General features: G+C 70.4%; 10 protein-coding genes and 1 pseudogene. 8 read left to right on the top strand and 3 right to left on the bottom strand.

Annotated features, from left to right (window positions below):
- The first annotated feature begins 49 nt into the window (after positions 1–49).
- From VA596_RS27825 to VA596_RS27860, 8 genes are all read left to right on the top strand, one after another.
- A complete protein-coding gene (locus VA596_RS27825; RefSeq protein ID WP_323331131.1) occupies positions 50–1,357 on the top strand; it encodes an amino acid deaminase in 1,308 nt (435 codons plus the stop codon).
- Positions 1,357–2,952 carry an N-acyl-D-amino-acid deacylase family protein gene (locus VA596_RS27830; protein ID WP_323331132.1) on the top strand — a complete coding sequence of 532 codons (1,596 nt, stop codon included), beginning with the start codon at positions 1,357–1,359 and terminating at the stop codon, positions 2,950–2,952. The genes VA596_RS27825 and VA596_RS27830 overlap by 1 nt, the downstream gene beginning before the upstream one ends.
- Complete coding sequence (locus tag VA596_RS27835) at positions 2,949–4,337, top strand: GntP family permease (RefSeq protein ID WP_323331133.1); 1,389 nt, start codon at positions 2,949–2,951, stop codon at positions 4,335–4,337. The genes VA596_RS27830 and VA596_RS27835 overlap by 4 nt, the downstream gene beginning before the upstream one ends.
- 43 nt (positions 4,338–4,380) lie before the next feature.
- Positions 4,381–5,520, top strand: a complete 1,140-nt coding sequence (locus VA596_RS27840) for a lactonase family protein (RefSeq protein ID WP_458364018.1) — start codon at positions 4,381–4,383, stop codon at positions 5,518–5,520.
- A gap of 72 nt (positions 5,521–5,592) precedes the next feature.
- Positions 5,593–6,882, top strand: a complete 1,290-nt coding sequence (locus VA596_RS27845) for an extracellular solute-binding protein (protein WP_323331135.1) — start codon at positions 5,593–5,595, stop codon at positions 6,880–6,882.
- Positions 6,882–7,829: a carbohydrate ABC transporter permease gene (locus tag VA596_RS27850; RefSeq protein ID WP_323331136.1), complete on the top strand. Its 948-nt coding sequence runs from the start codon at positions 6,882–6,884 to the stop codon at positions 7,827–7,829. The genes VA596_RS27845 and VA596_RS27850 overlap by 1 nt, the downstream gene beginning before the upstream one ends.
- Entirely contained in the window at positions 7,820–8,674 is an 855-nt protein-coding gene (locus VA596_RS27855) for a carbohydrate ABC transporter permease (protein WP_323331137.1), read from the top strand. Before VA596_RS27850 ends, VA596_RS27855 begins: the two co-directional genes overlap by 10 nt.
- Position 8,675: 1 nt before the next feature.
- The gene (locus VA596_RS27860) at positions 8,676–10,043 is read left to right on the top strand and encodes a beta-N-acetylhexosaminidase (protein ID WP_323331138.1); all 1,368 of its coding nucleotides are present in this window, start codon (positions 8,676–8,678) and stop codon (positions 10,041–10,043) included.
- Between the two features lie 17 nt (positions 10,044–10,060).
- On the opposite strand, the pseudogene VA596_RS27865 reads toward VA596_RS27860, so the two are convergent.
- The 3 genes and pseudogenes from VA596_RS27865 to VA596_RS27875 all read right to left on the bottom strand — a co-directional run.
- Positions 10,061–10,180, bottom strand: a pseudogene (locus tag VA596_RS27865) (IS5/IS1182 family transposase); the annotation flags it as partial.
- A gap of 95 nt (positions 10,181–10,275) precedes the next feature.
- Positions 10,276–10,521, bottom strand: coding sequence for a hypothetical protein (locus VA596_RS27870; protein ID WP_323331139.1), 246 nt, complete (start codon positions 10,519–10,521; stop codon positions 10,276–10,278).
- Positions 10,522–10,706: 185 nt separating this feature from the next.
- Positions 10,707–12,455: a M64 family metallopeptidase gene (locus VA596_RS27875; RefSeq protein ID WP_323331140.1), complete on the bottom strand. Its 1,749-nt coding sequence runs from the start codon at positions 12,453–12,455 to the stop codon at positions 10,707–10,709.
- Positions 12,456–12,554 lie beyond the last annotated feature (99 nt).

The following is a 12,554-nucleotide window of genomic DNA, read 5'->3' on the forward strand; positions in this document are numbered from 1 at the left end:
TCAAAAGGCGCAACAGTCGTGGAAAAATCCGCACCCGGGGTCGCCGCCGATGAACACCCCCGCCCCTTGCTCGATCGACACCGCCGCACTCGACACCCTCCGCCAGGAGCGGATCGACTGGCGGTTCCGCTCGGCCGCGCCCGCCCTGACCGGGCTCACCCTGGGCGAGGCCGCGCAGCGGCGGCTCAACCTGTTCACCGACGGGTTCTTCGCGCCCTTCGTCGTGCTGGACGAAGAGGCTCTCGAGCACAACCTGCGGACGATGGCCGCCTGGTGCGCCGCCCGCGGTGTCGTGCTCGCCCCGCACGGCAAGACGACGATGGCCCCGCAGCTGTTCGCCCGCCAGATCGAGCACGGCGCCTGGGGCATCACCTGCGCCAACGCCGGTCACCTGCGGATCTACCGGGCGTTCGGCGTCTCGCGGATCCTGCTGGCCAACCAGCTCCTCGACCCGAGCGGCCTGCGCTGGCTGGCGGAAGAACTCGAGGCCGACCCCGCGTTCGAGTTCGTCTGCTGGGTCGACTCCGTCCGCGGTGTCGAGCTGATGACCGAAGCGCTCGAAGGCACGAGCCGGCCGGTGGACGTCCTCCTCGAGCTGGGGGCCAACGGCGGCCGCACCGGCGTCCGCGACACGGCGACCGCGCTGGCCGTCGCGGAGGCGGTCCACGCCAGCCCGGCGCTGCGGCTGCGCGGCACCGGCGGTTACGAGGGCGCGCTCTCCCACGACACCGACGACGCCGCGCTCGCGAAGATCAGCTCCTATGTGGACGGTCTCCGCGACCTCGCGATCACCTTCGCGGACAAGGGACTCCTCGAAGGGCAGATCATCGTCACCGCGGGTGGCAGCGCCTACTTCGACCAGGTCGCCAACGAGCTCACCAAGCCGTGGCCGGACGGCCTGGACGTGCTCCCGGTGCTCCGCAGCGGCGCCTACATCACCCACGACGACGGCTTCTACCGCGAAATCTCCCCGCTCGGCGAGCACCCGCGCATCGACGGCGTCGAGTCGTTCCGCCCGGCCCTGCACGCCTGGGCACAGGTGACGTCGAAGCCGTCGGACACCCTCGCGCTCCTGACCATCGGCAAGCGCGACGCGTCCTTCGACGAAGGCATGCCGGAACCGCAGCTGCGCCGCACCCCGCGCGGCCCCGCCGAACCGCTCGAAAACCACGTCATCGCGAAGATGAACGACCAGCACGCCTTCCTCACGCTGCCGGCGGGCTCGCCGGTGGAGGTCGGCGACTGGATCGGGCTCGGCCTCTCGCACCCGTGCACGGTGTTCGACAAGTGGCCGCTGCTGCCGGTGACGGCCGCCGACGGCGAAACCGTCGTCGACCTCGTCCGGACGTGGTTCTGATGGACGTCGTCCTCCGCGGCGCGCTGGTCGCCGACGGCACCGGCGACGCCCTGACCAGGCACGACGTCGGCATCACCGGCGAGCGGATCGCCAGCGTCGCCGAAGCCGGCTCGCTGGCCGGGAACCGGAACATCGACGCCGACGGCCTGGTGCTCGCGCCCGGGTTCATCGACATGCACTCGCACTCCGACCTGCAGCTGCTGGCCAACCCGGACCACCCGGCCAAGATCACCCAGGGCGTCACCACCGAGGTGCTCGGCCAGGACGGGCTGTCCTACGCCCCGGTCGACGACGCCGTCCTCGACGCGCTGCGCCAGCAGCTCGCGGGCTGGAACGACGACCCGGCGGGCTTCGACTGGAACTGGCGCTCGGTCGGCGAGTACCTCGACCGCCTGGACCAGGGCATCGCCGTCAACGCTGCGTACCTGGTGCCGCAGGGCACGGTCCGGATGCTCGCCGTCGGCTTCGACGACCGCCCGGCCACCGACGCCGAGCTGACGCGGATGAAGGAACTCGTCGCGACCGGCCTGGCCGAGGGCGCGATGGGGATGTCGTCGGGCCTCACCTACACCCCGGGGATGTACGCGGACACCGCCGAGCTGGTCGAGCTGTGCCGCGTGGTCGGCGAGGGCGGCGGGTTCTACAGCCCGCACCACCGCAGCTACGGCAAGGGCGCGCTCGAGGCGTTCGCCGAGATGATCGACGTCTCCCGGCGCTCCGGCTGCCCGCTGCACCTGGCGCACGCGACGATGAACTTCTCGGTGAACAAAGGAAAAGCGCCCGACCTGCTCCAGCTCCTGGACGAGGCGCTCGACGACGGCTGCGACGTCACCCTCGACACCTACCCGTACCTGCCGGGCGCGACCTACCTCTCGGCGCTGCTTCCCAGCTGGGCCACCGAAGGCGGGCTCGACGCCACCCTCGCCCGGCTGTCCGATGTGGACACCCGGGAACGGATCCGCGTGGAGATCGAGGAGTCCGGTTCGGACGGTGCGCACGGCGTGCCGATCGACTGGGACGCCATCGAGATCAACGGTGTCCGCAACGACCGCAACAACCACCTGGTGGGCCACAGTGTCGCCGGTTCGGCGCGCGCCGCGGGCAGCGAACCGGCGGCACTGTACTTCGACACCCTGCTGGACGAACGCCTCGGCACGTCCTGCCTGATGCACGTCGGGCACGAGGAGAACGTCCAGGCGATCATGCGCCACCGGACGCACACCGGCGGCAGCGACGGGCTCCTCGTCGGCGCCCGCCCGCACCCGCGTGCCTGGGGCACGTTCCCCCGCTACCTGGCCCGGTACGTCCGTGAACTGGGCGTCCTGGACCTCGCCGAGTGCGTCGCCCACCTCACCGGGCGGGCCGCGCGGCGGCTGCGGCTGACCGACCGCGGGCTCGTCCGCGCCGGGTACGCCGCGGACCTGGTGCTGTTCGACCCGGAAGCGGTCACCGACACCGCCACCTTCGACGACCCGCGGCAGCCCGCCGCGGGCATCACGCACGTGTTCGTCAACGGCGTCGCCGCCCTCGACGACGGCCGTCCCACCGGCGCCCTCGCCGGCCGATCCCTGCGCAATCCCGGGAGAACCCGATGATCCACTGGCTGCAGCACACCACCGGCGGGCTGCTGACGCTCGCCGCCGTCTCGATCGCCGTCCTGCTGGTCCTGATCATCAAGCTCAAGCTGGAACCGTTCATCGCCCTGATCGTCGTCGGGCTGCTGACCGCGCTCGCCGCCGGCCTGCCCGTCGGCGCGATCGTCGGCAGCGCCCAGAAGTCGGCGGACTCCTTGCTGGAAAAGGGGTTCGGCAGCATCCTCGGGCACATCACGGCGATCATCGGGCTGGGCACGATCCTCGGTTCGATCCTGGAACGCTCCGGTGGCGCCAAGGTGCTCACCGGGGCGCTGCTGCGCTCGTTCGGTGAGAAGCGCGCGCCGCTGGCGATGGGCCTCGCCGGGTTCATCTTCGGCATCCCGGTGTTCTTCGACATCGGCATCTTCGTGCTCGCGCCGCTCGTCTACGTCGCCGCGCGCCAGGGCGGCCGGTCGCTCGTGCTCTACGCGATGCCGCTGCTGGCCGGGCTTTCGATCACGCACGCGTTCCTGCCGCCGCACCCCGGCCCGGTGGCCGCGGCCGGCCTGCTGCACGTCGAGCTGGGCTGGATCATCCTGATGGGCCTCGCCTGCGGCATCCCGGCGTTCCTCGTCGGCGGTGTGCTCTACGCGACCTGGATCGGCAAGCGCATCGACGTCGGCGTGCCCGAGGACATGATCTTCGCCGAGGAAGAGGCCGAAAACGACGCGAACCCGCCGTCGCTGGCGCTGGTCGGCTCGATCATCGCGGTGCCGCTGGTGCTGATCCTGGCCGGCACGTTCGGCAGCATCTGGCTGCCGAAGGGGTCCGCGCTCGCCGGGGTCGCCGCGTTCATCGGCACGCCGGCCGTGGCGCTGACCGTCGCCGTGCTGCTCGCGTCCTGGCTGCTCGGGCTGCGGCGCGGGTTCACCGGCAAGGACCTCAACGAGCTGGCCGCGAAGTCGCTGCGGCCGGTCGCGATGATCCTGCTGGTCGTCGGCGCGGGCGCGTTCTTCGGCGGGGTGCTCTCGGCGACCGGGATCGGCAAGGCCGTGGCCGACTCGCTGCACGACGCCGGGCTGCCGGTGATCATCGCGGCGTACGTCATCAGCTGCGGCATGCGGATCGCGCAGGGCTCGGCGACCGTGGCGATCGTGACGACGTCGACCATCCTCGGCCCGGCCGTGGCCCAGCTCGGGTATTCGCAGATCCAGCTGGCGCTGCTCGTGATGGCCATCTCGGCCGGGTCGATCATCGCCTCGCACGTCAACGACGGCGGGTTCTGGATCGTCCAGCGGTACTTCAACATCACCGTCCCGCAGACCATCAAGTCCTGGACGGCGCTGGAAACCGTGCTCTCCGTCTCGGGTTTCGCGGTTTCGGCATTGCTCATGGCCGTGGTCTAGACCATACTGGAGGGAAGCCGCCGCCCGAACCCGTTGGGAGACAATGACGATGACCGGACTTTCCCGTCGCTCGTTCCTCGGTGCCGCTGCGGGCGCGAGCGCCGCCACCGTTCTGGGTGCGCAGTTCGCCTCGGCGGCAACCACTGCGAAGGCCTGCACCGCGGGAGCGACCGTGTACGTCGGCAGTTACACCACCGGGGCCAACGGCCACGGCCTCGACGTCACGAGCCGCTCCGGCGCCAAGCTGACCCCGGTGCGCACGGTGCCGGGGATCAGCGACACGTCGTGGTTCGACCGCAGTGCCGACGGCAGGACCCTGTACGTCACCAACGAAGGCGACCCGAACGGGTTCGTCTCGGCGCTGGACATCTCCGATGTCACGAACCCCAAGCTGCTCAACAAGATCTCGTCGAAGGGCAGCGCGCCGACGCACCTGAGCGTGCACTCGAGCGGGAAGTACGTGCTGGCGGCCAACTACGGCACCGGCAGCGTCGTCGTGCTGCCGATCCTGGCCGGCGGGAAGCTCGGCGCGGCCACGGATCTCGCGCAGCACCAGGGAACCGACCGCGCGCCCAACGCGCACCAGGTCGTCAACGACCCGACCGGACGCTGGGTGCTCTCGGTCGACCTCGGCGCCGACTCGGTGTACGTCTACACGCTCGACGTCGCCACCGGGAAGCTCGCGCTGCACCAGCAGCTGAAGCTGCCCACGGGTGCCGGGCCGCGGCACCTCGCGTTCGACCGGACCGGGAAGTTCGCCTACATCCTGCAGGAGCTGCGCCCGGAGCTGACGGTGGCGAGCTGGGACGCGGCCACCGGCACGCTGAAGGCGCTTTCCGTCGTCCCGGCGGTGCCGAGCGGCAGCACCGGCGACCTGTTCCCCGGGGAGATCGCGCTGTCGAAGGACGGGAAGTTCGCCTACGCCACCGTCCGCGGGCCGAACACGCTGGCCACGTTCGCCATTTCGAACGGTGGCTCGACGCTCAAGCTGGTGTCCAGCGTGGCCACCGGCGGGAACTGGCCGCGGCACGTGGCCCTCGACCCGGCGGAGGGCTGGTTCTACGTCTCGAACCAGCGTTCCGGCACCGTAACCTCGCTGCCCCGCGACCCGGCGACCGGCCTGCCCGGCGCGGTCGCCTCGAGCCTGACCGTCGGCAGCGTCAACTCCGTCTACTTCGCCTGAGCACCGGTCGTGAGTGCGTAACAGTGTTCTAACACTGTTACGCACTCACGACCTCCCTACTGGAGGACTCCCATGAGACTGCGCCGCACCCTCCCCCTCCCCCTCGTCGCGGGACTGGCCCTGCTGGCCGGTTGCGCGCCCACGCAGTCCGCGCCCGCGGGCAACGGCGGGGACGAGAAGACCGGCACCGTCCGCGTCTGGCTGTTCGACGAGGCCAACCGCGCGCCGAAGGAGGCCGCGGTCAAGGACGCGATCGCCGAGTTCAAGGCGGCGCACCAGGGCGTCGAGGTCGACGTCCAGTGGGTGCCGGTCGAGGGCCGCGCCGACAAGTTCTCCGGGGCCTTCACCGACCCGGCCAGCGCACCGGACGCCGCCGAGTTCGGCAACACCGACGTCTCCAGCTACGCCGCCACCGGCGCGCTCGCCGACCTGACCGGCGACCTCGCGTCGTGGAGCGAGGGCAAGGACCTCATCCCGACCGTCGTCGACACGGCGAAGGCCGGCGGCAAGACCTACGGCCTGCCCTGGTACACCGGCATCCGCGCGTTGTACTACCGCACCGACGTCTTCACCGAGCTGGGCCTGAAGCCGCCGACGACGCTCGCCGAGCTGACCGACGACGCCCGCAAGATCCGCGCGGCCAAGCCGGACCTCTACGGCATCTCCGTCGGCGGCAAGTACACCTATGCGATGCTGCCGTTCCTCTGGGCCAACGGCGGCGAGCTGGCGCAGGAGAGCGACGGCAAGTGGAAGTCGGCGGTGACCGGTGAGCAGGCCAAGGCCGGCGTCACCCAGTACGCGAACCTGATCAAGGACGACGTCTGCCCGCCCGCGCAGTGCGCGAACCTGACCGGCACGCAGAGCGTCACGGCGTTCGCGGGCGGCAAGGCCGGGATGACCATCGGCGGCGACTTCAACCGCAAGGCCGTCGACCAGGGCGCGGTGAAGGGCAAGTACGCCGTCGTGCCGATCCCGGGCACCACGGCGGGCAGCGTCGCCCCGGCGTTTGCGGGCGGCAACCTGCTCGGCGTGTTCAACGCGAGCAAGCGCCGCGGCCTGGCGCTGGAGTTCATCGAGCTGCTCGGCGGCGCGAAGTACCAGGAGAAGATGTACACGGCGATGGGCAACCTGCCGACGCTCGGTTCCGTCCAGCAGAAGCTCGCCGCGAACGACCCGTTCCTCAAGCCGTTCGTCGACACCCTCAAGGCGGGCACGAAGTTCGTCCCGGCGACGCCCGCGTGGTCCAAGATCGACAGCCAGAACGTGCTGCCGACCGCCGTCCAGCAGATCGCCACCGGCGGCAAGGACCCGGCCGCCGCGCTGACCGACGCCGCCGCCGCGATGGACAAGGCCTTCGGGTAGTGGTGGCCCAGCAAGTCCGTCCCGTCTCGGCGCCCGCGAAAGCGCCGAGACGGAGGCGGCGGGACGGCCGGGCCGCGGTGCTCTACCTGCTGCCCGCGGGCGTCCTGCTCGCCGCGCTGCTCGTGTACCCGATCTACGAGCTCGTCCTGATCTCGTTCTACGACTACGGCCAGCCGCAGGCCGCGGGCAACGCGCCGCTGGTGTTCCTCGGCTTCGCGAACTACGCCGATCTGCTCGCGCAGGCGGAGTTCTGGACCGTGCTCGGCAAGACGGTCGGGTTCGCCGCGGCCTGCGTCGTCGGCAGCCTGCTGGTCGGCACCGGTCTCGCGGTCCTGGCCAGCCGGGTCCGCTCGCTCCCCCGGACGTTGCTGTTCCTCGCCGCGCTCGGCGCCTGGTCGACTCCGGCGATCGCCGGCTCCTACGTCTGGCTGTTCCTCTTCGACACCGACTTCGGCCTGGTCAACGAGGTGCTCTCGGGCGTCGGGCTGCCGTTCGAGCACCATTCGTGGACCTTCGGCACGATCGGCGCGTTCGGACTGGTCGCCGCCGAGGTGATCTGGTGCTCGTTCCCGTTCGTCCTGGTGACGATGTACGCGGGGATCAAGGGCATCCCGGAGGAGGTGCTCGAAGCCGCGTCGCTCGACGGCGCGTCGGCCTGGCGTTCGACGTGGACGATCGTGCTGCCGATGGTGCGGCCCCTGCTGATGATCGCGACCGTCCAGTCGATCATCTGGGACTTCAAGGTGTTCACCCAGATCTACGTGATGACCAACGGCGGCGGGGTGGCCGGGCGCAACCTGGTCCTCAACGTCTACGCCTACCAACAGGCTTTCGCCGGGCAGGAATACGGCCTCGGCTCGGCGATCGGAGTCGTCATGACGCTGTTGCTGCTGTCCGTCACCGGGCTCTACGTCCGTTCGCAGCGCCGGAGCGCCGCATGGCTTTGACCGTCCGCCGTCCCGGACGGCTGATCGCCGAGGTCGTCACGGTGGTGATCGCCGGGCTGGTCGCGTTCCCGCTGTACTGGATGCTGCTCTCGGCGTTCAAGCCGCCGGGCGAGATCCAGTCGGCGAACCCGAAACCGTGGACGTTCAGCCCGTCGTTCGACAGCTTCACCCGCGTGCTCACGGTGTCCGGCTTCGGGCGGTTCTTCGTGAACAGCCTGGTGGTGGCGCTGGTCGTCGTGGTGTTGTCGCTGCTGCTGTCGTTCCTCTCGGCGGTCGCGCTGACGCGCTTCTCGTTCAAGGGCCGGACCGTGCTGCTGGTGATGATCCTGGTGGCGCAGATGGTGCCGGTGGAGGCGCTGACCATCCCGTTGTTCTTCCTGATGCGCCAGATCGGCGGCGTGGCACCGGCGTTCGGGCTCAACGAGCTGGGTTCGCTGGTGCTGGTGCACCTGGTGTTCAGCCTGCCGTTCGCGATCTGGATGCTGCGCGGGTTCGTCGCCGCGGTGCCGGTGGAGCTCGAAGAGGCGGCGAAGATCGACGGCGCGTCCCGGATGCGGTTCACCTGGCAGATCCTGTTCCCGCTGGTCGCGCCCGGTCTCGTGGCGGTGAGCGTGCTGGCGTTCATCCACGCCTGGAACGACTTCCTGTTCGCCAAGACGTTCATCATCTCCAAGACCGAGAACCAGACGCTGCCGCAGGCGATCCTGGTGTTCTTCAAGCCGGAGGACACCGACTGGGGCGCGGTGATGGCGTCGTCCACCCTGATGACCATCCCGGTGCTGGTGTTCTTCGTCCTCGTCCAACGACGGCTGGTGTCCGGCATGGCCGGCGCCGTGAAGGGCTGACATGTCTTTCGACACACTGCTCCCCCGCCCGGTTTCGGTTACCCCCGCTGAGGGTTCGTGCCCGTGGCCGTCCACTGTGGACGTTCGAGCCGGTTCGCTGCCGGCAGAGGGCTACCGGCTGGAGATCTCGCCGTCCGGTGTGGTGCTGTCCTGTGGTGACGCGGCCGGGGAGTTCTACGGGCGGCAGACGTTGCGGCAGCTGGCCGGTCCTTCCGCGTTCCGCTCGGTGGTCCTCGGTGAGCTTTCCCTGCCGTGCGGCGTGGTCGAGGACCACCCGCGGTTCGGCTGGCGCGGCTGCCTGCTCGACGTCGCCCGGCACTTCCGGACCAAGGCCGAGGTGCTGCGGTTCATCGACCTGCTGGCCGCGCACAAGCTGAACGTGCTGAACCTGCACCTGACCGACGACCAGGGCTGGCGCTTCGAGGTCCCTTCGTATCCACGACTGACGTCCGTCGGTGGCTGGCGGCCGTCGTCGATGGTCGGCAGCGGGGGTGAGCAGGATGGCCGGCCGCACGGCGGTTTCTACACCGGCGACGACCTGCGGGAGATCGTCGCCTACGCGGCGTCCCGGGCCATCACGGTGGTGCCGGAGATCGACATCCCGGGTCACGCGCGCGCGGCGCTGGCGGCCTACCCGTCGCTGGGGACCGCTGATTCGTACGAGATCTGGACCGCCTGGGGCATCAGCACGTCCCTTTTGGACCCTTCGGAGTCCACTTTGGACTTCTTCCGCACGGTGTTCGACCACCTGCTGGAGATCTTCCCGTCGCAGGTGATCGCGCTGGGCGGCGACGAGACGCCGGGCGCGACCGACGAGCACCGCAAGTTCGTCCGGCAGCTGGCCGAGCACCTGGTGTCCCGCGGCCGCACGCCGATGGGCTGGGACGAGGTCCTCGACATCGGCGGCCTCCCCCCGATGGTGATCGGCTCCTGGCAGAACGAGACCGCCGGCCAGCAGGCGGCTTCGGCGGGCCACGACGTCGTGATGTGCCCGGAACAGCACGTGTACCTGGACCACCGCCAGTCCGCGCACCCGGACGAGCCGATCCCGGTCGGCATGGTCCACACGCTGGAGGACGTCTATGCGTACGAGCCGGCGCTGAGCGGCCCCCGGCTGCGGGGTGTGCAGGCGCAGGTGTGGAGCGAGCACCTGGACAGCGTCCGGCGGGTGGACTACATGGCCTTCCCGCGGCTGTCGGCGTTCGCGGAGGTGGCGTGGAGCAGCGGATCGCGCGACTACGAGGAGTTCCTGCCGCGGCTGCGGGACCACCACCTGCCGCGGCTGGACGCGCTCGGTGTGGAGTACCGGCCGCTCGACGGACCGCACCCGTGGCAGACGCGGCCGGGGGTGCCGGGCCGGCCGCGCTGACGGCCTAGGGCCTGTCGTCAAAGCCAGATGAGCGGCGTGGTCATCCCTCGGTAGGAGAGAGCGGTCTTGTCGAACCGAGTGGCGCGGAACTGCTTGAGGCGGTTGAAGCAGCGTTCGACGATGGTGCGGCGCAGGTAGGAGCGGATGGCCCGGCTGGAATAGCCCTTTGTTCCCGATGTCGGCAGCAACGGCTCAACACCTGCCACTGCTCATCGATCAGCTCATGCCTGCCCTAGAGGCGGTATTCCGCCGGCACCCACTCCGAGAACAGATCGGCCACATCCGCCACGGCGTCCTCGTCGGCCTCCCGGCCCTCGGCGCGCAAGGCGTGGATCGTGTCGAGCAGCTCCTGGTAGAGGTCCTCGCGGTGCACGCCTTGCTCGAGCTGCTCGACGAGGAGCGGCCTGATCTCGAGCACGCCCAGCCCGGCTTCCACGGAAGCCAGCAGCTTGGCGCGGAATGCGCCGTCGTCCTTCATGCGGTTGTTGCCCCTCCACTCGGGACTCTCGGGGCCACTGCCCACCACCGGCCACGCAGACCAGCCCCCACCCTCTCCGGGGGGCGTCCCCAGTCCAGTCTATCGGTGGGTGCCGGCAAAACCGGCCGGCAGGCAGCCAACGAGCCGAGCTGTCCACAATCGGCAACGCCTGTGGACAGACCGGCTCACGGCAGCAGCGTCACCGTCACCGAACGGGTCGGGCCGACGTTGCCCGCCGCGTCGATGGAGCGGTATTCGATGCGGTGGCGGCCGTAGCCCGGGGTGCGCTGGGCGAACGGCGACACCGTCAGGCCGCCCGAACCGAGGTTGCCGTACGCCAGGCCGTCGATCTCCGTGCCGGTCGGGGTGAACAGGTACGGCGCGTTCGGGTCCGTCGGCCAGCCGTAGTACTTGTGCCAGCCGTCGCCGTCCACGCGGAACTCCGGCAGTCCGTCGGACGGCGTCAGGCGCATCGTGAACGAACCGTGGTACACGTGCCCGGGCGGCAGCTCGGCCGTCGTCGTCGGGCCGGACGCGTCCACCGTCCAGGTCAGGGTCGTGCCACCGGTCGTCGCCGTCAGGGTGTGGGCGCCGGATGCCGCGTGCAGCGCGAAGTCCGGGCCGCTCCCGGCCGGGCGGCCGTCCAGCCGCCACGACACCGCCGGGATCGAGCCGGTCGGCTCGCCCGTTTCGACGTAGACGACGTCGTGGCCGCCGACCGGCTGCGCGGTCGGGGTCGAGCCCACGACCGCGGGGGCGCTTGAACGCGGCGTGGTCACCGACGTGTCGACGGTCCACGTGCGGGTCGCCGTCGGCCGGGCCGCCGGGTCGCGGACGAACGGCGTCGGGTCGGTCACCTTCACCGCCAGCGTGTGCTTCCCCGGCTTCACGTGGGCCTGCCGCAGGTCGAGCGCGTCAGTGCCGCGCAGGGGCCGGCCGTCCAGGGTCCAGGCGACGTCGAGGCGGTGGTCGACCGGGTGCATCGTGCGGATCCACACGACGCGGTCGGCGCCGATCGTGCCGGCCGGGGTGCCGTCGCCCAGGAGCGGGACCTTCGCGGAGATCCGCTGGGTCATGCGTTCACGGCCGACCTGGTCGTAGGCGTAACCGAGGGTCTTCATCATCGAGTGCGCGCTGGGCCGCCAGACGCCGGTCTGGGTGTACAGCCCGCCTTCGTAGCGCCCGATCGTGCCGCCGGACTCGCTGGGCTCGCCGAGCCAGCGGTACCACTTCGCGTGCTGGTCACGCATCTGCCGCTCGGTGAGCAGGGTGTGGTGGATCGAATCGGGCTCGCCGCCTTCGTAGGCGCCGCCCGGGACGTTGCGGGCGTAGTAGTCGTACTCGTCGTCGAGACCGCCGAGCGAATGGCCCAGCTCGTGCGGCGAGATCAGCGCGGACAGGGCGTTGCCGCCGGACGCCGTCGCGTACGTGCCGCCCGCGCCGCCGTAGGTTTCGCTGTTGCCCAGCGCGAGGATCTGGCGGTTCGCGCGGGTGGTGCCGGGCACGAGATCGGCGTACCGCTGGGCGGCGTCGTCGTCGACGGTCAGCAGCCGCTGGACGCTTTGGGCGTTGCAGCCACCCCAGAACCCCATGTTCAGCGGGGTGTTCCGCTGCGGCGCGTCCAGGCCGGGGTCACAGTCCACACCGGACTCGGGTGAGGCGATCGAGACGGCGTAGACGTTGAAGTAGCTGCGGTAGGACTTGAACGGCTCGAGCGACCAGAGCGTCTCCATGTGCCGCTCGACGTCGGCGAAGAACTTCGGCTGCTCGGCCGCGGTGTACCCGTCGCCGAGGACGACGAGGTTGAACCGCTGCGCGACCGGCCCGGTCACCTGGACCTCGGTGACGGCCGTCGCGGGCTCGTCGGCGTACGCGGGTGTGGCGATCCCGGCGGCGATCAGCAGCGCTGCGGCGAACCCGGCCCATTTCGACATGGTCCCGGTCTATCGCAGTGCTTTCGCCGCCGGAACCGCCGGAAGTCGGGCTATCCTGCCGAAATGGGGATTCGAGGGGGAATTCTGGTATCGGCCGGT

Source organism: Amycolatopsis heterodermiae, assembly GCF_034929455.1.
Taxonomy (GTDB): Bacteria; Actinomycetota; Actinomycetes; order Mycobacteriales; family Pseudonocardiaceae; genus Amycolatopsis; species Amycolatopsis heterodermiae.

What these genes read in the sequence shown, in the direction of transcription:
- VA596_RS27825 (WP_323331131.1), top strand. Translation starts at nt 50, where the DNA reads ATGAACACCCCCGCCCCTTGCTCGATCGACACCGCCGCACTCGACACC.
- VA596_RS27860 (WP_323331138.1), top strand. Translation starts at nt 8,676, where the DNA reads ATGTCTTTCGACACACTGCTCCCCCGCCCGGTTTCGGTTACCCCCGCT.
- VA596_RS27870 (WP_323331139.1), bottom strand. Translation starts at nt 10,521, where the DNA reads ATGAAGGACGACGGCGCATTCCGCGCCAAGCTGCTGGCTTCCGTGGAA.
- VA596_RS27845 (WP_323331135.1), top strand. Translation starts at nt 5,593, where the DNA reads ATGAGACTGCGCCGCACCCTCCCCCTCCCCCTCGTCGCGGGACTGGCC.
- VA596_RS27875 (WP_323331140.1), bottom strand. Translation starts at nt 12,455, where the DNA reads ATGTCGAAATGGGCCGGGTTCGCCGCAGCGCTGCTGATCGCCGCCGGG.
- VA596_RS27840 (WP_458364018.1), top strand. Translation starts at nt 4,381, where the DNA reads ATGACGATGACCGGACTTTCCCGTCGCTCGTTCCTCGGTGCCGCTGCG.
- VA596_RS27855 (WP_323331137.1), top strand. Translation starts at nt 7,820, where the DNA reads ATGGCTTTGACCGTCCGCCGTCCCGGACGGCTGATCGCCGAGGTCGTC.
- VA596_RS27830 (WP_323331132.1), top strand. Translation starts at nt 1,357, where the DNA reads ATGGACGTCGTCCTCCGCGGCGCGCTGGTCGCCGACGGCACCGGCGAC.
- VA596_RS27835 (WP_323331133.1), top strand. Translation starts at nt 2,949, where the DNA reads ATGATCCACTGGCTGCAGCACACCACCGGCGGGCTGCTGACGCTCGCC.